This is a genomic window from Aeromonas sp. MaB10011B (assembly GCF_017939325.1).
Classification (GTDB): domain Bacteria; phylum Pseudomonadota; class Gammaproteobacteria; order Enterobacterales; family Aeromonadaceae; genus Aeromonas; species Aeromonas caviae.
On the sequence record NZ_JAGKRK010000004.1, the window covers coordinates 81,512 to 102,632 of the forward strand.

Genomic DNA, 21,121 nt, shown 5'->3' on the forward strand with positions numbered 1-21,121 from the left:
CCCCCTCTTCTCCTCCTTTTGCCCTTTTTGATGCTGGGAGCCCTGCTGCTGGGGATCCCGCTCGCCGGGGGCCTGCTGTTGCTGGTCATCGAGGGGCTCACCCCCGCCAACCTCGCCCTCTTGCTCCCCCAGCCCGGACTCTGGCACTCCGCAGGATTGAGCCTCTGGGTAGCGGGCACCTCCACCCTGGGGGCCCTCGGCGCCACCGCCCTGCTGCTCGCCCAGGGGGACGGGCGTCCCTGGATGCGCTGGCTGCGCCGCCTACTCTCCCCCCTGCTGGCGCTTCCCCACGTCGCCTTTGCCATCGGCATCGCCTTTCTGCTCGCTCCCTCCGGCTGGCTGCTGCGCCTCGTCGCTCCCCTGCTTGACCTCACCCATCAGCCCCCGGACTGGCAAACCCTCAAGGATCCCTGGGGGCTTGGCCTCATCGTGGTGCTCATCTTCAAGGAGACCCCCTTCCTGCTGCTGATGGCGCTGGCGGCACTGGATCCCGCCAAGGTGGCGCGCCAGCAGTGGCTGGGGGCCAGCCTCGGCTTCAGTGCCCCCCGGATCTGGTGGCGCCTGCTGCTGCCCGCCCTCTGGCCCGCCCTGCGACTGCCCCTCTACGCGGTGGCCGCCTATGGTCTGGCGGTGGTGGATCTCGCCCTGCTGCTGGGGCCGGATGCCCCGCCGCCCCTGGCGGTGCGACTCTGGCTCTGGTATCAGGATGCCGACCCCGCCTGGCGCGGCGCCAGTGCCAGCGGCGCCCTCTTGCTGCTCGCCCTCAACCTGCTGCTGCTTGGCGTCCTCAGGCTGCTGGAGCGGACCCACCTCACCCTCGGCAAGGCACGCTGGCTGGATGGGCGACGCGCCCCCGCCTCGCCCTGGCCCGCACTCATTGCCCGCATCGGCGTGTGGGGGCTGCTCCTGACCAATCTGCTGGTGCTCGCCGCCCTGCTGCTCTGGTCCCTGACCCGGCGCTGGTCCTTTCCCGCCCTCTGGCCGAGTGAATGGAGCAGCCACCACTGGCTGGCTCTGCTACCGAGCCTGGGCCCGCTGCTGTGGCAGAGTCTGTGGCTGGCCCTGCTCTGCGCCGCGCTCTCCCTGCTGCTGGCGGTGCTCTGTCTCGAGGCGTTGCCTGCGCGCCGCGCCGCACGCACCCTCTGGCTTGTCTGCCTGCCTCTGCTGCTGCCACAGGCCAGCCTGCTGTTTGGATTGCGCCTTCAGACCGACGGGCTGGGATTCACTGGCATAGGCCCTGGCTGGGTACTCTGGAGCCAGTTGATCTTCGTCTTTCCATACGTCTATCTCTGCCTGCACGGCCCCTATCGCCAGTTCGACGAGCGCCTCACCCGGGTGGCCCTCACGCTCGGGGCCAGCCCCTGGGGGGCCTGGTGGCGAGTCAAGGGTCCCCTGCTCGCCCGTCCCCTGTTGTTCGCCTTCGGTGTCGGAGCGGCGGTGAGCCTGGCCCAATACCTGCCGACCCTGCTGTTCGGGGGCGGGCGGGTCATCACCATCACCACGGAGGCGGTGGCCATCGGCAGCGGCCTCAACCGGCGGCTGGCGGGGCTCTACGGCCTGCTGCAACTCCTGCTGCCCCTTTTCATCTATGCCCTGGCGCTCTGGCTGCCGCGGCGCATCAACCCCGCCCTGAGGTCCTGACCCGATGCTGCACACCTCCGCACTCACCCTCTTCCTCGACGGTGCCCCCCTGCTGACGCTCCCCCCCCTCAGGGTGGCCCCGGGCGAGGTGCTCACCCTGATGGGACCGAGCGGCTGTGGCAAGAGCTCCCTGCTGGCGGCCCTGGCGGGAGTGCTGCCACCCGGGGGGCCCATCCGGCTGACCGGGGACATCCTGCTCGGCGCACATCGCCTCACCCCGCTGCCCCCCCAGGAGAGAGGCGTCGGCATCCTGTTTCAGGATGACCTGCTGTTTGCCCACCTGACGGTGGCCGAAAATCTGATGTTCGGCATGCCGGCGCATCTCAAGGGGATGGCGGCAAGGCAGACCCGGGCCCGCGAGGCGCTGGCCGAGGTCGGGCTGGAGGCTCAGGCGGACAAGCTGCCCGGGGCGCTCTCCGGCGGCCAGAAAGCCCGCGTCAGCTTGCTGCGTGCCCTGCTGGCCGAGCCCAGGGCATTGCTGCTGGACGAACCCTTCTCCCGCCTCGACAAGCCGCTGCGGGCGGCATTCAGAACCCTGGTGTTCGAGCGCCTGCGCACGCAGGCCATCCCCGCCCTGCTGGTGACCCACGACGAAGAGGATGCGCCGGGCACCATCTTGCAACTGATCCCCCCAGCCATCCCAGAAGAGGAGCACCACCTTGTTTGATCGCCACCTGATCCCGGTTATCCGCCGCCCCCTCGCCGCGCTCGCCCGCCCCCTGTGCCTGGCCGGGGTGAGCGCCAACCAGGTGAGCCTCGCCGGCTTTCTCATCGGCATGCTGGCGCTGCCGCTGCTGGCCTTTGGCTGCTATCAGTGGGCGTTGGCGGCGATTCTGCTCAACCGGCTGCTGGACGGGCTGGATGGCGCCGTGGCGCGGGAAACGGGCATCACCGACTGCGGCGGGTTTCTCGACATCACGCTGGATTTCATCTTCTACGCCGCCGTGGTGCTGGGCTTTGCCCTCGCCGACCCGGCCAACGCCCTGGCCGCCGCCACCCTGCTGTTCGCCTTCATGGGCACGGGATCGAGCTTTCTGGCCTTTGCCATCATGGCGGGCAAGCGGGGCATAGAGAGCCCCGTCTACCACCACAAATCCCTCTACTATCTGGGCGGGCTCACCGAGGGGAGCGAAACCATCGCCCTCTTCGTGCTCATGTGCCTCTGGCCCGCCGCCTTCGTGCCACTGGCCTTCGGTTTCGCCCTGCTCTGTGCCATCACGACCCTGACCCGGATCTGGAGCGGCTACCACACCCTGCGCTGACGGGATCCCGGGGGGCGCGCCGGCACGGAGCACTTGCGCCTGCACGCCAATGTTTTACCATGACGGCACTCTTTTTCAGGCTCACGAGAACCCTATGCGTCGCCTTGTCTGTGTCCTCTCCCTGTTTCCCCTGATCTACGGCTGCAGCAGCACGCCGGCGCCCAAGCCCGTGGTCAAACCCCAGCCCAACAGCGCCTTCATCAACCAGACGCCGCCGAGCAAACCCTTCTACGGACAGGTGAGCCAGCCCGGGGTCAGCAAGGGGGACTTCGCCAATCGTTCCAACGTGGACAACTTCGTGCAGCGGATGGTGCAAAAGCACGGCTTCGACAGCGCCGAGCTGCACCGGGTACTGGCCCAGGCCGAGCGTTATGACTGGATCATCAAGCTGATGGACGCCCAGGCCCCTACCACCAGACCGCCCACCGGTCCGACCGGCGCCTGGAACCGCTACCGCGCCAAGTTCATCACCCCGGACAACGTACAGAACGGCGTCAACTTCTGGCGTGAATACGAGAGTGAACTCAACCGGGCGCAGCAGATCTACGGGGTGCCACCCGAGATCATCGTCGGCATCATCGGGGTGGAGACCCGCTGGGGTCGGGTGATGGGCAAGACCCGCATTCTCGACGCCCTGGCGACCCTGGCATTTGACTACCCGCGCCGCGCCGACTTCTTCACCGGCGAGCTGGAAGCCTTCCTGGTGATGACCCGGGATGAGGGGATGGATCCCACCGAACCCAAGGGCTCCTATGCCGGGGCCATGGGCTACGGCCAGTTCATGCCGTCGAGTTTTCGCAACTACGCGGTGGACTTCAACGGCAACGGCCACACCAACCTGTGGGATCCGGTGGATGCAATCGGCAGCGTGGCCAACTACTTCAAGGCCCACGGCTGGGAGAAAGGGCAGCCGGTGGCAGTACGCGGCCAGGGACAGCTGCCGGGCTATGAGCACGGCTTCCAGACCCGCTACCCGGTAGCCACCCTACGCGGTGCCGGGCTGGCTCCCACCGGCTCCCTTGGCAATCACAAGGAGGCGAGCCTGCTGCGTCTGGATGTCGGCACCGGTTACCAGTACTGGTACGGCTTGCCGAACTTCTACGCCATCACCCGCTACAACCACAGCACCCACTACGCCATGGCAGTATGGCAGCTTGGCCTTGCCGTCAGGGATGCCAGAGGCGGCTACTGAGTCAGCCTCAATGCCAACGAAAACGGGCCCACAGGCCCGTTTTTTTATTCGTTTTCCAGCAGCCAGCGCTTGAGCAGGGCGGCCAGCTGCTCCTGTTCGACCAGGCTCAATGGGGCCAGCAGGCGGCGCTCGTTCGCCACGTGCTGTTCCACCGCATGGTCAACCAGCTCCCGCCCCGGCTCCGTCAGGCAGACCAGCAGGCTGCGCCTGTCATCGGGGGAGGCTTCACGTCTTATCAGGCCACGCTGCTCCAGCTTGTCGAGCCGGGCCGTCATGGCCCCTGAACTCAGCATGGCGGACTGGTAGAGCGCGGTCGGGGTCAGCGACTCACCGGCCCGACGCAGGGTCGCCAGGATATCGAAGTCAGACCCCAGCAGACCGCACTCCTTGAGGGTCTCGCTCACTTCGCGCCCGGCGATCGCCGCCATGCGCGCCACCCGCCCCAGCACCCCCATGGGGGAGCAGTCGAGGTCCGGGCGCTGCCGGGCCCACTGGGCCAGCAGCTGATCTACATGATCACTCTCCATTCGGGCTCCATTATCTTTGCATGAAGATACTTGATAATAAACCAACTCGCGGCTAATGTATCTTTACTTAAAGATACTTTGTTACGAGATAACCATGCCACTGCTGATCGCCCTGCTCGCCCCCCTGCTCTGGGGCAGCACCTATGCCGTCGTCAGTCTCTACCTGACCGACTACTCCCCCTACTGGGTGGCCGTGTGGCGCGCCCTCCCCGCCGGGGTGCTGCTGCTGTTGCTCCATCCCCGCAGACCGCCTCTCGTCTGGAGCAGGCAGTTCCTGCTGGCGTTTTGCAACATCACCGCCTTCTTCGCCCTGCTGTTCGTGGCGGCGTTTCGCCTGCCCGGCGCCGTGGCGGGTACGTTGGGAGCGACGCTGCCCCTCATCCTGATGGGGCTGGCCTGGCTGCAAGACGGTGTCAGACCGACGCTCAAGTGGCTGTTGCTGGGGGTGATGGGGCTCGTCGGAGTGCTCTTGCTGCTCAATCCCTCTGCCAATCTGGATCCCGTCGGCGTGGCGTGCGCCCTGCTCGCCACCCTGCTCATCGGTCAGTCGAGCCGCTGGATGCAACGCTGGCCGGTGGACGATCTGCTGGCCCTGACCGCCTGGCAGCTGCTGCTGGGCGGCCTGATGCTGATCCCGCTGGCCTGGTGGCTGGCCGGCCCCATGCCCCTGCCCCGGGCTGACGCCACTCCCGGGCTTATCTGGCTGGTGATCCTCAATACGGCTCTGGCCTACTGGGCCTGGCTCTGGGGACTCAAACGCCATGGCCCGGAGGTGATGGGGATGCTGGCCCTCACCAACCCCATGGTGGCGGTCTCCTGCGGTGTGCTGATGGTGGGAGAAACCCTAGATGGCCGTCAGTGGCTCGGCATCGGCATCATCCTGCTCTCTCTCTTCCTGATGAAGCTGCCGGCCCGCTCCTTCCTCAAGCGCTGGCAGAACCGCAAGGCCGCCACCGGCAGCGTCGACAACGGCTGATCCGCAGTCAACCCGACACAAAAAGAAGAGGAGCCACCAGGGCTCCTCTTTCGCATGGGTTGTTGCCGTAAGGGTCAGACGCCGGCTTTGGCCAGGGCGGCGGAGACGATCTGCTGGGCTTCCTGCTGGATGAGGTCCAGGTGCGCCTCCCCCTTGAAGCTCTCCATGTAGATCTTGTAGATGGACTCGGTACCGGAGGGGCGCGCCGCGAACCAGCCGTTCTCGGTCACCACTTTCAGGCCGCCGATGGCGGCATCGTTGCCCGGCGCCTTGGTCAGCTTGGCGAGGATGGGCTCACCAGCCAGGGTGGAGGCTTCCACCAGGGCCGGATCCAGCTTGGAGAGCACCGCCTTCTGGGCGCTGTTGGCCGGGGCATCGATGCGGCGGTAGCTGGAGCGGCCGAATCTGGCTTCGAGCGCATCGTAGTGGGCCTGGGGATCCTTGCCGGTCACCGCCAGGATCTCGGCCGCCAGCAGCGCCAGAATGAAGCCATCCTTGTCGGTGGTCCAGACGGTACCGTCCTTGCGCAGGAAGGAGGCACCCGCGCTCTCCTCGCCGCCAAAGCCGAACTCGCCGCTGTAGAGACCGTCCACGAACCACTTGAAGCCGACCGGCACCTCTTTGAGGGTGCGACCGATCTCGCCGGCCACCCGGTCGATCATGGAAGAGGAGACCAGCGTCTTGCCGACGGCCGCCCCCTTGGGCCAGCCGGTTCTGTGGGTGAACAGATACTGGATGGCCACCGCCAGATAGTGGTTCGGATTCATCAGGCCCGCCTTGGTGACGATCCCGTGACGGTCGTAGTCAGGGTCATTGCCAAGGGCGATGTCGAACTTGTCTTTCAGGGCAATCAGGCTCGCCATGGCGAACGGGCTGGAACAGTCCATCCGGATCTTGCCGTCTTTGTCCAGGGTCATGAAGGAGAAGGTCGGGTCGACCTTGTAGTTCACCACCTCGATGTCCAGACCGTAGCGCCTGGCGATGACGTCCCAGTAGGCGACGCCGGAGCCACCCAGCGGATCCACGCCGATCTTGATGCCTGCCTGCTTGATGGCGGCCAGATCCAGCACGTTCTCGAGATCATCCACATAAGGGGTGACATAGTCGTGTTCCACCACGAACGGGCTCTTGAGGGCCTCGGCAAACGGCATCCGCTTCACGCCGGCCAGACCCGCTTCCAAGATCGCGTTGGCGCGGTCTTCCACCCACTTGGTGATCTCGCCTTCGGCAGGACCGCCGTGGGGTGGGTTGTATTTGAAGCCACCGTCTTCCGGCGGGTTGTGGGACGGGGTGATCACCACGCCGTCCGCCTGCGCCACGGGTTTGCCTGCGTTGTGGCGCAGGATGGCATGGGAGATGACCGGGGTCGGCGTGAAGCCCAGGCCGGCCTGAATGCGGGTCTCGACACCGTTGGCCGCCAGCACTTCCACCGCGCTGGCAAAGGCGGATTCAGACAGGGCATGGGTATCCATGCCGACGAACAGCGGCCCCGTGATACCGGCCTGCTGGCGGTACTCCACCAGCGCCTGGGTCACCGCCAGAATGTGGGATTCGGTGAAGGCGCTGTGCAGGGCGCTGCCGCGGTGACCGGAGGTGCCGAAGGCGACCCGCTGCTCAGGGCGGCTCATGTCCGGCTTGTTGAGGTAGTAGGCGCTGACCAGACGGGGAATGTTGGTCAGATCGCAAAGACGAGCCGGCTGACCGGCGTGGGAATGCTGTGCCATGGCGTTTTCCTTGAGCTGAGCCTTGCCCGGCAAGGCCTGAAGTCATTGATGGGTTAAACGGCGCCGCACACCCGAGCCGTCAGATCCTCGTCATAACCCATGCTGTTCATGAGCTGGGCCACCATGTTCTGCTTGCGGCTGGTATTGGTATTGGTGATCACCCAGAACGGGGTCTCCGGTACCGGCTTGGGCTTGGTGGTGCTGCCACTGGCACGCAGCGCTTCCGGGTCACGGGAAAAATAGACGCGCTTGCGCCCTTTTATCTCGGTCGCCTGGGTGAAGCCTTCCGGGTTGTCCCGATAGAGGGTGCTCAATACCAGCATGAAGCGGTTGATGGACTTCTCTTCTTTCTGAAGCTCGCCGGAATCCAGCAGTGCCTCCAGCCCCATGGCATCGGCCACGGGTTGCGGTTGCATCGCAGGCGCGGCCGCCACGGTTGCCGTGCCAGCCTGGGCGGGTTGCTCCAGCAGGCGACGCAGGATATCGGACGCACTCTCGCCGATGTGCCGGGTCTGGCTCGCGATAAAGAAGTAGAGATCGTCATCAAGCTCGATGGTTTTCATAGGGATGCGCTGGACTCGTCGAAATTCGGATGCGGCGATTATACATAGGCAGACCCGGCAGCCCAAGCAAGGGGCGGACAGATGTGCATGAATCTCCTTGAGAATACGGCATAATGACGGGCCAAGTGTGTGATCCCCCGCACTGATAGCCGATCCCGGGGAGATATTTTTGAAAAAAAACCACAAAAAAATCCCCCACCAGGAATGAAATCCTTTTCTTTCAGTGTGTTAAAAATTATGGCGATAGAGCCCACGACCGATAAGGTGTCATTTTGCAACAATACCCACGATTGAACTTCAAGGAACAGGGCGAAGGCCCGACTGTCGTGCTGATCCATGGCCTCTTTGGCAGCCTGGACAACCTCGGCCTGCTGGCGCGCCCCCTCTGCGAACAATACCGGGTCATCAGCGTCGATCTGCGCAATCACGGCGCCTCCTTTCACTCGGACGAGATGAGCTACCCGGCCCAGACGGCGGACATCCTGGCCCTGCTGGACCATCTTGGACTTGAACAGATCGCCCTGGTGGGTCACTCCATGGGGGGCAAGGTCGCCATGCAGGTCGCCAAGCAAGCCCCTCACAGGGTCAGCAAGCTGGTAGTGGCGGACATCGCCCCGGTGGCCTATCCCCACGCCCGCCACAAGAACGTGTTTGCCGGGCTCAATGCCACGCTGGCCACGCCCCCCCAGAGCCGCAGCGAGGCGGAAGCCATGCTGGCCGAGCACATCGAGATCGCCGGGGTGCGCCAGTTCCTGCTCAAATCCTTCGCCAAAGGGGAGTCTGGATGGGGGTGGCGTTTCAACGTGCCGGCCCTTGAGCGCAACTACGCCAACATCATGGGCTGGCCCGACGATGAACGCCGCTTCGAAGGCGCGACACTCTTCATCAAGGGGGGAGACTCCGACTATATGCTGCCCGAATACACCGGGGCCGCGATGGCCCAGTTCCCGGCCGCCAAGGCCCGCGTCATCGCCGGCACGGGTCACTGGCTGCACGCGGAAAAGCCGATTTTGTTCAACAAACTGGTTGTGGATTTCCTGTCGACAGGCGGTTAACAGTTTCAAATCCTTTGTGATATAGTGCGCCCGTCTTAAGGAGTGCGCGCAATCCATGCTGAGTGAACACATCGATCTCATCGAGAGTCTGGGCCTGAAACTGTTCTTCGTGGCCATCTTCCTGCTGATTGGTCTGGCCATTCAGGACGTGCTCAAACGGGGCAATGTGCCCCGCTTCGGCCGCTTCATCGTCTGGCTGGTGCTGTTTCTGGGTTGCGCGGGTTTTGTCGCCAAGGGGCTGATCGAAATGGGCTGGGAAGGCTCAGGGATCGGCTAACTACTTTTCATCTGTGATGTATGGCCAAACAGCAAACTGATCGAACAACACTGGATCTGTTCGCAACTGAGAAGCGCCCCGGCAGGCCAAAGACCAATCCACTCCCCCGCGAGACCCAGCTCAAGATCAACAAGCGCAACCAGCTTAAGCGCGATCGTGAGAACGGGCTGAAACGGGTCGAGTTAAAGGTGGAAGCCGAGTTGCTGGAGCGCCTGAACCAACTTGCGCTGCAACAGAACGTCAGCCGAGCCGAGCTGATCCAATCTATCCTGAAGCAACAGATCGAGTCTGCTCATGCAGCAGGCATCGCAATCTGAACCGTCAAGCATCAACACCAGATACGGGTAACGAAACACTATGGCTAGTGTAGGTCTGTTTTTCGGCAGCGATACCGGTAATACCGAAGCTGTCGCCAAGATGATCCAGAAAGAACTGGGCAAACAACTGATTGAAGTCCGTGACATTGCCAAGAGCAGCAAGGCCGACATCGACAGCTTCGATCTGCTGATGTTCGGCATCCCGACTTGGTACTACGGCGAAGCCCAGGCCGATTGGGACGACTTCTTCCCCGAGCTCGAAGAGATCGACTTCAACAACAAGCTGGTGGCCATCTTCGGATGCGGCGATCAGGAAGACTATGCCGAGTACTTCCTCGACGCCATGGGCACCCTGCGTGACATCGTCGAAGCCAAGGGCGCCATCATCATCGGCCACTGGCCGACCGCGAGCTACGAGTTCGAAGCCTCCAAGGCGCTGGTGGATGACAAGCACTTCGTGGGCCTGGGCATCGACGAAGATCGCCAACCCGAGCTGACTGCCGAGCGCGTCAAGGGCTGGTGCAAACAGCTGCACGAAGAGATGTGCCTGGGCGAGCTGGAGTGATCTGATCTCCCTCCCTCTTCATGCAACAAGGGCCCCGACGGGGCCCTTGTTGCATCTGCAGCAGGCATTCAGCCCCCCCTGTGCTGGGGCTTGGATCTGACATAGAGGGTGCGCTTCACCTGGGCCACCAGCTCGCCCTGGCCATCCTGCACCTGCACCTCGAACTCGGGAAAGTGCTTCTCCCCCCCCTCGGTCGCCGCCACGATCGATGCCAGCTTGGCGTCGCTCAGGGTGAACTCCGCCACCAGTTTGCCCTTGCCCGGCTTGATGAAATTGATGCTGCCCGCCTTGTCCCACACGTAGTAGCGGTTCTTGAAATAGCCCATCAGCATCAACGGGTAGATGGGATCCGTCATGGCGAACATGCTGCCGCCGAACTGGGTCCGGTTGGCATTCTTGTTCCACCAGCGGGACTTGAGAGTGACCCGGCAGAAGCGGAAATCGGGGCTCAGGGTTTCTATCTTGATGCCTGCGCCCCAGAAGGGGGGCCAGGCGTTGAGGGCGCAGCGCACCCAGGCGGCATTGCCGAAAAGCCAATCCATGGATCTCATCCGACCAGACTATAAAGAAGTCACATAGTATCAACATTCTCTGGTCGAGCAAGCGGGCCTGAATATTCCCATGACGGGCTTGATGAGCTAAAGCCCTTGAATTGCTGGGTTTATTTTTAACTTGGCTACGACCTATAATGACAGGCCAAGCGAGTTCGTGGTTGCCATTACAGCGGCAGTCAATCAGAATAACCACACCTTCGAGAATGCGAATAAATAGAAATGGCAGACAACAACCAAGCGTTAAAAAAGGCCGGGCTCAAGATCACCTTGCCCCGTGTCAAGATCCTGGAAATCCTGCAACAGCCGGACTGCCAGCACACCAGTGCGGAAGATCTGTACAAACGGCTGATCGATCAGGGCGAGGAGATTGGTCTCGCTACCGTTTATCGCGTTCTCAACCAGTTTGATGATGCCGGTATCGTCACCCGTCACCATTTCGAAGGGGGCAAGTCGGTGTTCGAGCTGGCCACCCAGGAGCACCACGACCACCTGGTCTGCCTCGACTGCGGCAAGGTGATCGAGTTCTCCGACGAGGTGATCGAACAGCGCCAGCGCGACATCGCCAAGGCGCACAACATCCGCCTGACCAACCACAGCCTTTACCTGTATGGCCACTGCGCCAACGGTGACTGCAAGCACGACGATTGATTCGGCCGGGTCGGCGCAATAAAAAAGCCAGCATCATGCTGGCTTTTTTGTGTCCGCAATCCGGACCAGAAGCGGCAGGGTTTCCCCTGCCCTCTTCTATCAGACCTCGGCCTTGCCCCAGACGTCACGCAGGGCCACGGTGCGGTTGAACACCAGGCGCTCGGCGCTGGAGAGCTTGTTGTCGGCGCAGAAGTAACCTTCACGCTCGAACTGGTAGGCAAACTCCGGCTTGGCATCCTTCAGGGAAGCTTCCACCCGGGCCCCTTCGATGATCACCAGGGATTCCGGATTCAGAGCCGCTTCGAAGTCATCCTCGGCGCCCGGGTTCGGCACCTTGAACAGACGGTCGTAGAGACGCACTTCGGCCGGCAGGGAGTGAGTGGCGCTGACCCAGTGGATCACCCCTTTCACCTTGCGGCCGTCCGCCGGATCCTTGCCCAGGGTCTCGGGGTCGTAAGAGCAGTAGATGCAGGTGACCTTGCCGTCCTCATCCTTCTCGACCCGTTCGGCCTTGATGACGTAGGCGTTGCGCAGGCGCACTTCCTTGCCCAGCACCAGACGCTTGAACTGCTTGTTGGCTTCCTCTTTGAAGTCCGCTTCGTCGATGAAGATTTCGCGGGAGAAATGCAGCTCACGGGTCCCCATCTCCGGCTTGTTCGGGTGCGCAGGGGCTGTCAGCACCTCGTCGGCCGCCAGGTTCTCGATCACCACCTTCACCGGGTGCAGCACGGCCATGGCGCGCGGGGCGTTCTCGTTGAGATCGTCGCGGATGCAGGCTTCCAGCATGCTCATCTCAACGATGTTGTCCTGCTTGGTCACACCGATGCGCTTGCAGAACTCGCGGATGGAGGCCGGGGTATAACCACGGCGGCGCAGACCGGAGACGGTCAGCATGCGCGGATCATCCCAGCCGTTCACGTGCCCCTCGGTCACCAGCAGGTTCAGCTTGCGCTTGGACATGACGGTGTATTCGAGGTTCAGACGGGAGAACTCGTACTGACGGGGGTGACAGTCGATGCTGATGTTGTCCAGCACCCAGTCATACAGGCGACGGTTGTCCTGGAACTCCAGGGTACACAGGGAGTGGGTGATCCCCTCCAGGGCGTCCGAGATGCAGTGGGTGAAGTCATACATCGGGTAGATGCACCACTCGTCACCGGTCTGGTGGTGGTGGGCAAACTTGATGCGATAGATGACGGGATCGCGCATCACCATGAAGGGGGATGCCATGTCGATCTTGGCGCGCAGGCAGGCGGAGCCTTCGGCCATCTCACCGTTTTTCATCTTGGCGAACAGGGCCAGGTTCTCGGCCACCGAACGATCGCGGAACGGGCTGTTCTTGCCAGGGGCAGTCAGGGTGCCGCGGTATTCGCGCATCTGCTCCGGGGAGAGCTCGTCCACATAGGCCAGTCCCTTCTCGATGAGCTCGATGGCGTAGCCGTGCAGCTTGTGGAAATAGTCGGAGGAGTAGCAGATCTCGCCGCTCCACTGGAAGCCCAGCCACTGGACGTCCTGCTTGATGGACTCCACGAACTCGATGTCTTCCTTCGCCGGGTTGGTGTCATCGAAACGCAGGTTGCACTGACCCTGATAGTCGCGGGCGATGCCGAAGTTCAGGCAGATGGATTTGGCGTGGCCGATATGGAGATAACCGTTCGGCTCCGGCGGGAAACGGGTATGCACGCTGCTGTGCTTACCGCTGGCCAGATCTTCATCAATGATCTGACGAATAAAGTTAGTTGGGCTGTTCGCCTGACTCATGGCTCACCTCAAAAATGCGTCACTGGCGGACGTTGTGCCGGCTGGCACCCTCATACCCCCGCCGTCAAGCCGGGTATGATCCCTCATTACGCGCCCTGCCTCAACCTGAATTTGGCCAATTCGGGTCATTGGCGCACCAAAAACGGCGAAACGGGAGAAATTGCAGAGTTCCTGGCCAAAAAAAGCCCCGCACGGGGCGGGGTCTCAAGTGATGAAAAACAGACAAAACACACACAACAAAGGTTCACACGCAGAGTCAACCTTTCCCAAACCCGATGGCCATCGCGCTTGGGAAAGGCGGGTCTTGCGACCCACCTTGCGTTATGGATTGAGAGCTATCAGTTCAGCTCGGTGACGCGGCTGGTACGCTTGCCATCGAAGCTGGTGGTACGCAGGTAGACCTTGCCATCCACGGTCGGCTTGGCGGCAGCGTCATAGGCGCTCCAGCTCTTGCCATCCAGGCTGTACTGGATGGGCAGACCCGGCAGATCCACGTTCGCTTCCAGCACGCCGTTCACCACCTTGGCGCCCGGTACGGAGAGGCGGTATTCCACCCCGGCCTGGTCCAGTTTCGGCAGCACTCGCTGGCCCAACACGTTGGCAAACTGGTTCCACTCCTTGTTAAGGGTTGCCTTGTTCACGTGCTTGGTGGTGCCGGAGAACTCGCGACCCTTCACGTAATCGAGCTCGAAGCCGCCCTTGTGCCAGGCGCGCTCGGCCACGGAGAAGATACGCGGATAGACCATGTACTCGTACTGGGCATCGGTGCGCACGGTTTCACTCCACTGCTGACCGGAGATCCCCTTGAACTTGACCGGATCCTGGTCACCCTTGGCCACGAAGGCGTTGCCGTCGCGGTCAACCGAGGTCTCGGCGTTCTGCGGCAGGTTTTCCGGGGCGAAGGCGAACACCTTGCGGGTGTCGTTGAAGCGGGTTGCCCAGTAGTAGCCGCGCTCGGCCGGGTGTACCTCGTTCGGGAAGTCGAAGTAGAGGTAATCCGGGTTGGAGAGCACCACGTCATAGCCCTTGTGCGCCCACTTCATCGCCTCGTTGAAACCACCCCAGTAGAGGGTTTCCCAGAAGTTGACCCGGGTCTTGTCGGTGGCGAATACGCTGGCATCCGTGGCGTACTTCAGGCCATCTTCCCACGCCTGCAGGGTGGAGAAGCCGTGGCCCTTGACCATCTCGCTCACTTCCTTGGCAAAGTAGACCGGCAGCTCGGCCACGTCCTTGATCTTGCCATCGTCGATCATCTTCTGGCACATGGGAGACTTGCCGAACGGCTTGTCCTGCTTGCTGGAGTCGACATTGCCCTTCCAGGCCACCAGATCTTCTTTCTTGGTGACGGCCGGATCCTGGTAACCACCGCCCTGCATGATGTTCTTCGCCTCGTCACCACCGTAGTGCCAGGCGGTCAGCGGCTGGCCGGCGGCCTGGTGCATCTGGGCCACTTCGTCCATCACCTTGGCAACGAAGGTGGCGGCACCCGGCTGGCAGGGGTTGATGAAGGACATCTTGTCGTAGAACTGTACCGAGGTGACGTTGGAGGTATCGGCCGGGTCAGTCAGACGGAACTGGTTGGCCTCGGCTTCTTTGCCCTCGCTCATCAGACGCTTGTAGCGTGCCTCCATGGAGACCACGGCGGCACGGGCGTGGGCCGGCATGTTGATCTCGGGGATCACGGTCACACCGCGGGCCTTGGCATAGCGTACCAGGTCGATGTAGTCGGCCTTGCTGTAGAAACCGGAGCCCTGGTTGTCGCTGGTGGGGCCGGAGCCAAGCTGCGGCATCAGGCACTTGGTTTCGGACTCGTCATGGCAACGCTGGCTGCCGACGTCGGTCAGCTCCGGCAGGCCCGGGATCTCCAGACGCCAGCCTTCATCGTTGGTCAGCCCCAGGTGCAGCACGTTGAGCTTCATGGCGGACATCTGATCCACCAGCTTCTTCATGGTCTCCGGGCTTCGGAAGTGACGGGCCACGTCGGTCTGCATGCCCCGGTATTCAAAGCGCGGCGCATCCTCGACGCTCATCTGGCTCACCAGCTTGTCGTCAACGCCCAGCAGAGAGATCAGAGACTGGGCGCCCCAGAAGGCGCCGTCAACGTCGTGCCCCTGAATGACGGTGCCCTTCTTGCCGATGGTCATGTCGTAGCCTTCGGCCTGCTTGAGCTTGCTGCCGAGCTTGATGGTGACCGGGTAGCCGGTGTCGGAGAGGGTAACACCCAGCTTGGTCAGTTGCGCCTTCAGGGCCTCGGCGCGATCGCTCGGCAGGTCAAGGGCATTGAGCTTGATGGTGGAGAAGTCGACTTGCGGGCCGGCCTTGACCACCTGCTTCATCGGGCTTGGCAGGATGCGGTCGTCAATCTTGCCGGCAGGCAGCAGGGTACTGGTCTGGTTGGCGGCGAAACGGGTCTCGCTGTTCATCAGGATGTTGTTGTCATCCTTGGTGCGCTTCCAGCCATCGGCCGGCATAGGCTTCTCGTAGGTGCTGGCATCGTCGATGTTGTTCATGCTGGCCAGCACTTTCGGCTCGGCCCCTTCACTGGCAACATACCAGTTCGGCATGATGTCAGATTCGAACAATACCCAGTATTCCACCACCAGGGGCACCTCGACCGTGGCGTCCTTGGCAAAGCCCTGGAACTTCTCGGTCGGCGTCAAACGATAGAGGTCGCCGGTCAGGTGGGTGATGGTGAACTGGTCGTTGTCCACCCGCTGGATGCGGCGGATGGAGGAGACATAGATGCTCCAGTCCTTGGAGGTGACGTCGGCCCCGGTATTGGTCAGGTGCAGCTTGGCAACGCCGCAGCTCGCCCACTCGGAGCCCAGCGCCTGGCAGTCAAGACCGGCGCCGGCACCGTCATTGGTGACGACTTCGTACTTGACGACGAGGTTGCTGGCGAGGGCGTCGACCACCGCTTGCCTGGCAGCATCGGCTGCAAGTGCGGGACCGGCGAAAACGGTAGACATGGCAATGGCTAACAGAGAATGTTTCAGGTTCATAACTGCTGCTCTCGTTTGAAGTAAAGGTTGGATTTTCTTGGCTTTTTTTATATGGGGCCCCAGAGCGGGGCCCTTAGTTATGTCAACAATGGACTTAGACTTGAGGTGAGCTCGTGCTCGATTAACGCAGGGCTTTCATCTCACCGGCGATGATTTCGGCCAAGGGGCCAAGGATCACCTGCAGGTTCTGCTCACCGAGCTTGACCACACCGGCCGCGCCCAGGGCTTTGAGCTTGCGCTCGTCAACGATGCTGCGGTCTTTCAGGGTCAGACGCAGACGGGTGATGCAAGCATCGATGGTCACCAGATTGTCCTGACCACCCAGCACTTCCAGATACTGCTTGGCCAGCTCGGTGCGGTCGGTGGTTTGAGCCTGTACCGGCACGGCTTCGTCATCTTCACGACCCGGGGTTTTCAGGTTGAACTTGGCGATCACGGCGCGGAAGACCACGTAGTAGAGGCCGAAGAAGACCAGACCCTGTACCAGCAGCATGTACCACTGGGTCGCCAGCGGGTTGCGGCTGGAGAGCACCATATCCACCAGACCGGCGCTGAAGCCGAAACCGGCGATCCAGTGCATAGAGGCTGCGATGAACACGGAGATACCGGTCAGCAGGGCATGGATGACGTACAGTATCGGCGCCACGAACATGAAGGAGAACTCGAGCGGCTCGGTCACCCCGGTGAAGAAGGCGGCAAAGGCGGCAGCGATCATGATGGACGCAACCTTCTCTTTGTTCTCTTTCTTCGCGCTGTGGTAGATGGCCAGTGCGGCACCCGGCAGACCGAACATCATGATGGGGAAGAAGCCGGCCTGGTACATGCCGGTCACACCCACGACAGCCTTGCCGGCGTCGATGGAGGATTGGCCACCCAGGAAGTTCGGGATGTCGTTGATGCCGGCCACGTCGAACCAGAACACGGAGTTCAGGGCGTGGTGCAGACCGACCGGGATCAGCAGACGGTTGAAGAAGGCATAGATGCCGGCGCCGGTGGAACCCATGCTGACGATGGATTCACCGAAGCTCACCAGGCCACCGTAGATGACCGGCCAGACGGCCATCAGGATGAAGGAGACGACAATCATCACCACGGAGGTCACGATCGGCACCAGACGACGACCGGAGAAGAAGGCCAGCGCCTTGTGCAGCTCCACGCTGCTGAAGCGGTTGTACAGCTCGGCGGCGATGACACCACACAGGATGCCGACGAACTGGTTGCTGATCTTGGCAAAGGCTGCCGGCACCTGGTCGGCCGGGATACCCTTGATCTGGGCCACGGCGCCCGGGCTCAGCAGGGTGGTGACCACCAGGAAGCCGACCAGACCGGCCAGCGCGGCGGAACCGTCTTTATCCTTGGACATGCCGTAAGCGACGCCGACGGCGAACAGAATGGGCATACTGTCGATGATGGCGGCGCCCGCCTTGATCAGAAACGCAGCCAGAGGGCTTCCGCCACCCCAACCGTTCGGGTCAATCCAGTAGCCAATCCCCATCAGGATCGCGGCGGCAGGCAATACCGCTACCGGCACCATCAGGGCACGGCCGATCTTTTGCAAATAACCGAGAATGTTCACGGTTCCTCTCCTTAGTTGGTGTTTTTCTAGAAATTAAGTGCTTATCACGTTCGACGCATAAGCCATCAAGGCTTGATTGGCAGTCTATGTGTTTTATTTCGCTGCGCAAATTAATAAACCAGCTTTCGTGATCATTATCACTCAACAGAGATAAAGGTAGCCGATAGATGTGGCTTAGTTCGCAATCTTTATTTACGCTATAAAACAACTTGAATCCGTGTCTGGTCCCTTGCCGTCACTCCCTGTGCGGCAACCGTACTGAGGTATATAGAATGCGCCTGATCCCGTTGAAGTCTGCCAGCCAGGTGGGTCTCTGGTCTGCCCGTTACATCGTTGACCGCATCAATGCGTTCAAACCCACTGCCGAGCGTCCCTTCGTGCTGGGTCTGCCCACTGGCGGCACCCCGCTCAACACCTACAAGCGCCTGATTGAGCTGCATAAAGCCGGCGAGGTGAGCTTCCAGAACGTGGTCACCTTCAACATGGACGAGTACGTGGGGCTGCCCAAGGAACATCCGGAGAGCTACCACAGCTTCATGCACAACAACTTCTTCAATCACGTGGACATTCGCCCGGAAAACATCAACATCCTCAATGGCAACGCCGAGGATCTGGTGGCCGAGTGCCAGCGCTACGAAGACAAGATCAAGTCCTACGGCAAAATCCACCTGTTCATGGGCGGCGTCGGCAATGACGGCCACATCGCCTTCAACGAACCGGCCTCTTCCCTGGCTTCCCGTACCCGGGTCAAGACCCTGACCGAAGACACCCGCATCGCCAACTCCCGCTTCTTTGGCGGCGACATGGAGCAGGTGCCCAAGCTGGCCCTGACCGTGGGTGTCGGCACCCTGATGGACGCCGAAGAGATCCTGATCCTGGTGGTCGGTCACGCCAAGGCCCAGGCCCTGCAGGCCACCGTGGAGGGCAGCGTCAACCACATGTGGACCATCTCCACCCTGCAACTGCATCCGAAAGGGATTGTGGTGTGCGACGAACCTTCCACCATGGAGTTGAAGGTCAAGACGGTGCGCTACTTCCAGCAACTGGAAGCCGACAACATCAAACACCTCTGAGGAGCCCCCATGTACGCTCTGACTAATTGCACTCTCTACACCGGCAGCTGCGTGCTGACCGGTTATGGCGTGGTCATCGATGGCGACAAGATTGTCGCCATCTCCCGCCAGGCAGAACTGCCCGCCGGCATCGAGCAGATTGACCTCCAGGGCGCCAACCTCAGCGCCGGCTTCATCGACGTCCAGCTCAACGGCTGCGGTGGCGTCATGTTCAACGGTCACATCACCACGGACACCCTGGCCACCATGCAGGCGGCCAACCTGAAATCCGGGACCACCAGCTTCCTGCCGACCCTGATCACCAGCCCGGATGCGGACATGAAGCAGGCCGTTGCCGTCACCCGCGACTACATGGCCGCCCACCCCAACGAGGTGCTTGGCGTCCATCTGGAAGGGCCCTATACCAACCTCAAGCGCAAAGGGATCCACCCGGCCGAACAGATCCGTCAGCCCGCCGACGAGATGATCGACTTCTTCTGCGACAACGCAGACGCCATCGCCAAGATCACCCTGGCGCCGGAGCGCAACAAGCCCGAACACATCCGCCGTCTGGTGGAAGCCGGCATCCTGGTCTCCGCCGGCCACACCGCCGCCAACTACGACCAGGCCATGGCGGGCTTTGACAACGGCATGCGCTTTGCCACCCACCTCTACAACGCCATGACTCCGACCCTGAATGGTCGCGAGCCCGGCGTGGTCGGCGCCATCTACGATCGCAAGGATGTCTATGCGGGCATCATCGTCGACGGCCACCACGTACACTGGGCCAACGTGCGCCTGGCGCACAGGATGCTGGGGGAGCGGCTGGTGCTGGTCACCGATGCAACCGCGGCGGCAGGTGCACCGGAAGGCTTTGAGAAATTTGATTTTTGCGGCGCAACCGTCTATTTCCGCGATGGTCAGTGCGTCGATGAGAATGGTACACTCGGCGGCTCCGCCCTCACCATGATCGAAGGGGTGGAAAATCTGGTCAAACAGGTCGGATTGCCGCTCGACGAAGCACTGAGAATGGCCACCCTTTACCCCGCTCGCGCCATTGGATGGGACTCGCGTCTCGGTAGTATCCAGGTCGGAAAAATTGCCAACCTCACCGTCTTTGATCAGGCCTTCGCGGTCTGCGGGACCGTGGTTAACGGACACTACACAACACAGTGACACTATGACTGGCGGACAAATAGCAAACGTAGATCTTATCAAGCAGGTAAACAGTGCGGTCGTCTATCGCCTCATTGACCTGCAGGGGCCCATCTCGCGGGTCAAAATTGCCGAGTTGAGTCAGCTGGCCCCGGCCAGCGTGACCAAGATAACCCGGCAACTTATCGAGCACGGCCTCATCAGGGAAACCTCGCCGCAAGCCTCCACTGGCGGGCGCCGCGCCATCTCCCTGACCACCATCAAGCATCGCTTCCAGTTTGTGTCCGCCAAGCTGGGTCGCGGCTACCTGCAGCTCTCCCTGTATGACCTCGACGGCAAGGAGCTCGATCAGCACATCACCCAGGTGACCGAGATCGAGCAGCAACCCGTGGTGGACATGCTGCTGCGGGAGATTGGCGCCTTCATCGACGCCAATCAGGATCGCAGCCGCAACCTCATCAGCATCGCGCTGACCATGCCGGGTCTGGTCAACCCGGAATCCGGCATGGTCATCTACACCCCCACCTACCAGATCCGCAACCTGGGGCTCGCCAAGCTCCTGGAGCACCACTTCAACCTCCCCTGCTACGTGGGCAACGACACCCGTTCGCTGGCGCTGGCCGAGCACTTCTTCGGCGAGTCCCGCGACTGCATGGACTCCATCCTGGTGAGTGTCCACCAGGGGACGGGCTCGGGCATCATCACCAAGGGCAAGGTGTTTCTCGGCCAGAACCGCAACGTCGGCGAAATAGGCCACATCCAGGTCGAACCCCTTGGCAAGCGCTGCCACTGCGGCAACTTCGGCTGCCTCGAGACCATCGCCTCCAACGAGGCCATCGTCGACAAGGTGAAGGAACTCATCAGCCGCGGCCACCTGAGTTCGCTGCAAGAGAAGCACATCACCATCCAGGAGGTGTGCAAGGCGGCGGTGGCCGGTGACGAGCTGGCCCGCAGCGTGATCGAGAACGTGGGGGAGCACCTGGGGCGCGCCATCGCCATCACGGTCAACCTGTTCAACCCCCAGAAGGTGCTCATCGCCGGTGAAATCACCGCCGCCGAAGAGATCCTGATCCCGGCCATCCGCCGCTGTGTCGAGCACCAGTCTCTGCCAAGTTTCCATCGCGGCCTGCCTATCGTGAAGGCGCGCTTCCAGAACCAGCCCACCATCGGCGGCTTCGCCCTGGTCAAGCGCTCCCTGCTGGAAGGGGATCTGCTGCAGATCATCATGGAGCAGAAGTAAGGTCCACCCCTTCGGACACGAAAACGGCAGCCAG

Annotated in this window: 20 protein-coding genes; 13 read left to right on the forward strand and 7 right to left on the reverse strand. The window is 62.0% G+C overall.

Features of this window, described 5'->3' with window-relative positions; all coding sequences use genetic code 11:
• The first annotated feature begins 30 nt into the window (after positions 1 to 30).
• The 4 genes from J9893_RS02225 to mltB all read left to right on the forward strand — a co-directional run bounded on the left by J9893_RS02225 (position 31) and on the right by mltB (position 4,095).
• Positions 31 to 1,641 (forward strand): ABC transporter permease, encoded by a 1,611-nt coding sequence (locus J9893_RS02225; protein ID WP_052815827.1) that lies wholly within the window; start codon positions 31 to 33, stop codon positions 1,639 to 1,641.
• 4 nt (positions 1,642 to 1,645) lie between these two features.
• Positions 1,646 to 2,308: an ATP-binding cassette domain-containing protein gene (locus J9893_RS02230; RefSeq protein ID WP_182976453.1), complete on the forward strand. Its 663-nt coding sequence runs from the start codon at positions 1,646 to 1,648 to the stop codon at positions 2,306 to 2,308.
• Positions 2,301 to 2,903 carry a CDP-alcohol phosphatidyltransferase family protein gene (locus J9893_RS02235; protein ID WP_041212715.1) on the forward strand — a complete coding sequence of 201 codons (603 nt, stop codon included), beginning with the start codon at positions 2,301 to 2,303 and terminating at the stop codon, positions 2,901 to 2,903. The genes J9893_RS02230 and J9893_RS02235 overlap by 8 nt, the downstream gene beginning before the upstream one ends.
• A gap of 94 nt (positions 2,904 to 2,997) precedes the next feature.
• Complete coding sequence (gene mltB / locus J9893_RS02240; protein WP_041212714.1) at positions 2,998 to 4,095, forward strand: lytic murein transglycosylase B; 1,098 nt, start codon at positions 2,998 to 3,000, stop codon at positions 4,093 to 4,095.
• A 44-nt stretch (positions 4,096 to 4,139) separates the two neighbouring features.
• Here the strand turns inward: mltB and J9893_RS02245 are convergent, their stop codons facing one another.
• The gene (locus J9893_RS02245; protein ID WP_052815826.1) at positions 4,140 to 4,622 is read right to left on the reverse strand and encodes a MarR family transcriptional regulator; all 483 of its coding nucleotides are present in this window, start codon (positions 4,620 to 4,622) and stop codon (positions 4,140 to 4,142) included.
• A gap of 94 nt (positions 4,623 to 4,716) precedes the next feature.
• Here J9893_RS02245 and J9893_RS02250 point away from each other — a divergent pair, with 94 nt between their 5' ends.
• Entirely contained in the window at positions 4,717 to 5,598 is an 882-nt protein-coding gene (locus J9893_RS02250; RefSeq protein WP_109112014.1) for an EamA family transporter, read from the forward strand.
• A gap of 74 nt (positions 5,599 to 5,672) precedes the next feature.
• Here the strand turns inward: J9893_RS02250 and pgm are convergent, their stop codons facing one another.
• Both pgm and seqA read right to left on the reverse strand, forming a co-directional pair.
• On the reverse strand, positions 5,673 to 7,322 hold the full coding sequence (gene pgm, locus J9893_RS02255) for a phosphoglucomutase (alpha-D-glucose-1,6-bisphosphate-dependent) (protein WP_010674109.1): 1,650 nt from the start codon (positions 7,320 to 7,322) through the stop codon (positions 5,673 to 5,675).
• A 53-nt stretch (positions 7,323 to 7,375) separates the two neighbouring features.
• Positions 7,376 to 7,885: a replication initiation negative regulator SeqA gene (gene seqA, locus J9893_RS02260; protein ID WP_010674108.1), complete on the reverse strand. Its 510-nt coding sequence runs from the start codon at positions 7,883 to 7,885 to the stop codon at positions 7,376 to 7,378.
• Between the two features lie 290 nt (positions 7,886 to 8,175).
• Between seqA and J9893_RS02265 the strand changes: the two genes are divergently transcribed.
• From J9893_RS02265 to fldA, 4 genes are read left to right on the forward strand one after another with little or no spacing between them, the layout of a single operon-like run.
• On the forward strand, positions 8,176 to 8,940 hold the full coding sequence (locus J9893_RS02265; protein WP_210600208.1) for an alpha/beta fold hydrolase: 765 nt from the start codon (positions 8,176 to 8,178) through the stop codon (positions 8,938 to 8,940).
• A 55-nt stretch (positions 8,941 to 8,995) separates the two neighbouring features.
• Positions 8,996 to 9,217, forward strand: coding sequence for a DUF2788 domain-containing protein (locus J9893_RS02270; protein ID WP_010674106.1), 222 nt, complete (start codon positions 8,996 to 8,998; stop codon positions 9,215 to 9,217).
• Between the two features lie 20 nt (positions 9,218 to 9,237).
• The gene (gene ybfE, locus J9893_RS02275) at positions 9,238 to 9,534 is read left to right on the forward strand and encodes a LexA regulated protein (protein ID WP_005325670.1); all 297 of its coding nucleotides are present in this window, start codon (positions 9,238 to 9,240) and stop codon (positions 9,532 to 9,534) included.
• Positions 9,535 to 9,574: 40 nt separating this feature from the next.
• Positions 9,575 to 10,099: a flavodoxin FldA gene (gene fldA, locus J9893_RS02280; protein ID WP_010674104.1), complete on the forward strand. Its 525-nt coding sequence runs from the start codon at positions 9,575 to 9,577 to the stop codon at positions 10,097 to 10,099.
• Positions 10,100 to 10,167: 68 nt separating this feature from the next.
• Here the strand turns inward: fldA and J9893_RS02285 are convergent, their stop codons facing one another.
• Positions 10,168 to 10,641, reverse strand: a complete 474-nt coding sequence (locus tag J9893_RS02285) for a DUF4442 domain-containing protein (RefSeq protein WP_010674103.1) — start codon at positions 10,639 to 10,641, stop codon at positions 10,168 to 10,170.
• A gap of 231 nt (positions 10,642 to 10,872) precedes the next feature.
• Between J9893_RS02285 and fur the strand changes: the two genes are divergently transcribed.
• Positions 10,873 to 11,301 (forward strand): ferric iron uptake transcriptional regulator, encoded by a 429-nt coding sequence (gene fur / locus J9893_RS02290; RefSeq protein ID WP_010674102.1) that lies wholly within the window; start codon positions 10,873 to 10,875, stop codon positions 11,299 to 11,301.
• Positions 11,302 to 11,400: 99 nt separating this feature from the next.
• Here fur and glnS read toward each other — a convergent pair whose 3' ends face one another.
• The 3 genes from glnS to nagE all read right to left on the reverse strand — a co-directional run bounded on the left by glnS (position 11,401) and on the right by nagE (position 17,640).
• Complete coding sequence (glnS, locus tag J9893_RS02295; RefSeq protein WP_103243438.1) at positions 11,401 to 13,062, reverse strand: glutamine--tRNA ligase; 1,662 nt, start codon at positions 13,060 to 13,062, stop codon at positions 11,401 to 11,403.
• A 338-nt stretch (positions 13,063 to 13,400) separates the two neighbouring features.
• Positions 13,401 to 16,064, reverse strand: coding sequence for a beta-N-acetylhexosaminidase (locus tag J9893_RS02300; protein ID WP_210600177.1), 2,664 nt, complete (start codon positions 16,062 to 16,064; stop codon positions 13,401 to 13,403).
• Between the two features lie 121 nt (positions 16,065 to 16,185).
• Positions 16,186 to 17,640 carry an N-acetylglucosamine-specific PTS transporter subunit IIBC gene (gene nagE, locus J9893_RS02305; protein ID WP_210600176.1) on the reverse strand — a complete coding sequence of 485 codons (1,455 nt, stop codon included), beginning with the start codon at positions 17,638 to 17,640 and terminating at the stop codon, positions 16,186 to 16,188.
• A 272-nt stretch (positions 17,641 to 17,912) separates the two neighbouring features.
• Between nagE and nagB the strand changes: the two genes are divergently transcribed.
• The 3 genes from nagB to J9893_RS02320 are packed head-to-tail and all read left to right on the forward strand — an operon-like array spanning position 17,913 to position 21,087.
• Entirely contained in the window at positions 17,913 to 18,713 is an 801-nt protein-coding gene (gene nagB, locus J9893_RS02310) for a glucosamine-6-phosphate deaminase (RefSeq protein ID WP_010674098.1), read from the forward strand.
• A 9-nt stretch (positions 18,714 to 18,722) separates the two neighbouring features.
• The gene (nagA, locus tag J9893_RS02315) at positions 18,723 to 19,868 is read left to right on the forward strand and encodes an N-acetylglucosamine-6-phosphate deacetylase (protein WP_039039842.1); all 1,146 of its coding nucleotides are present in this window, start codon (positions 18,723 to 18,725) and stop codon (positions 19,866 to 19,868) included.
• A 4-nt stretch (positions 19,869 to 19,872) separates the two neighbouring features.
• On the forward strand, positions 19,873 to 21,087 hold the full coding sequence (locus tag J9893_RS02320) for an ROK family protein (RefSeq protein WP_010674096.1): 1,215 nt from the start codon (positions 19,873 to 19,875) through the stop codon (positions 21,085 to 21,087).
• The last annotated feature ends 34 nt before the right edge of the window (positions 21,088 to 21,121 follow it).

What these genes read in the sequence shown, in the direction of transcription:
- J9893_RS02300 (WP_210600177.1), bottom strand. Translation starts at nt 16,064, where the DNA reads ATGAACCTGAAACATTCTCTGTTAGCCATTGCCATGTCTACCGTTTTC.
- pgm (WP_010674109.1), bottom strand. Translation starts at nt 7,322, where the DNA reads ATGGCACAGCATTCCCACGCCGGTCAGCCGGCTCGTCTTTGCGATCTG.
- J9893_RS02270 (WP_010674106.1), top strand. Translation starts at nt 8,996, where the DNA reads ATGCTGAGTGAACACATCGATCTCATCGAGAGTCTGGGCCTGAAACTG.
- nagA (WP_039039842.1), top strand. Translation starts at nt 18,723, where the DNA reads ATGTACGCTCTGACTAATTGCACTCTCTACACCGGCAGCTGCGTGCTG.
- fur (WP_010674102.1), top strand. Translation starts at nt 10,873, where the DNA reads ATGGCAGACAACAACCAAGCGTTAAAAAAGGCCGGGCTCAAGATCACC.
- fldA (WP_010674104.1), top strand. Translation starts at nt 9,575, where the DNA reads ATGGCTAGTGTAGGTCTGTTTTTCGGCAGCGATACCGGTAATACCGAA.
- glnS (WP_103243438.1), bottom strand. Translation starts at nt 13,062, where the DNA reads ATGAGTCAGGCGAACAGCCCAACTAACTTTATTCGTCAGATCATTGAT.
- J9893_RS02250 (WP_109112014.1), top strand. Translation starts at nt 4,717, where the DNA reads ATGCCACTGCTGATCGCCCTGCTCGCCCCCCTGCTCTGGGGCAGCACC.
- J9893_RS02230 (WP_182976453.1), top strand. Translation starts at nt 1,646, where the DNA reads ATGCTGCACACCTCCGCACTCACCCTCTTCCTCGACGGTGCCCCCCTG.
- J9893_RS02320 (WP_010674096.1), top strand. Translation starts at nt 19,873, where the DNA reads ATGACTGGCGGACAAATAGCAAACGTAGATCTTATCAAGCAGGTAAAC.
- seqA (WP_010674108.1), bottom strand. Translation starts at nt 7,885, where the DNA reads ATGAAAACCATCGAGCTTGATGACGATCTCTACTTCTTTATCGCGAGC.
- ybfE (WP_005325670.1), top strand. Translation starts at nt 9,238, where the DNA reads ATGGCCAAACAGCAAACTGATCGAACAACACTGGATCTGTTCGCAACT.
- mltB (WP_041212714.1), top strand. Translation starts at nt 2,998, where the DNA reads ATGCGTCGCCTTGTCTGTGTCCTCTCCCTGTTTCCCCTGATCTACGGC.
- nagB (WP_010674098.1), top strand. Translation starts at nt 17,913, where the DNA reads ATGCGCCTGATCCCGTTGAAGTCTGCCAGCCAGGTGGGTCTCTGGTCT.
- J9893_RS02225 (WP_052815827.1), top strand. Translation starts at nt 31, where the DNA reads ATGCTGGGAGCCCTGCTGCTGGGGATCCCGCTCGCCGGGGGCCTGCTG.
- J9893_RS02245 (WP_052815826.1), bottom strand. Translation starts at nt 4,622, where the DNA reads ATGGAGAGTGATCATGTAGATCAGCTGCTGGCCCAGTGGGCCCGGCAG.
- J9893_RS02285 (WP_010674103.1), bottom strand. Translation starts at nt 10,641, where the DNA reads ATGGATTGGCTTTTCGGCAATGCCGCCTGGGTGCGCTGCGCCCTCAAC.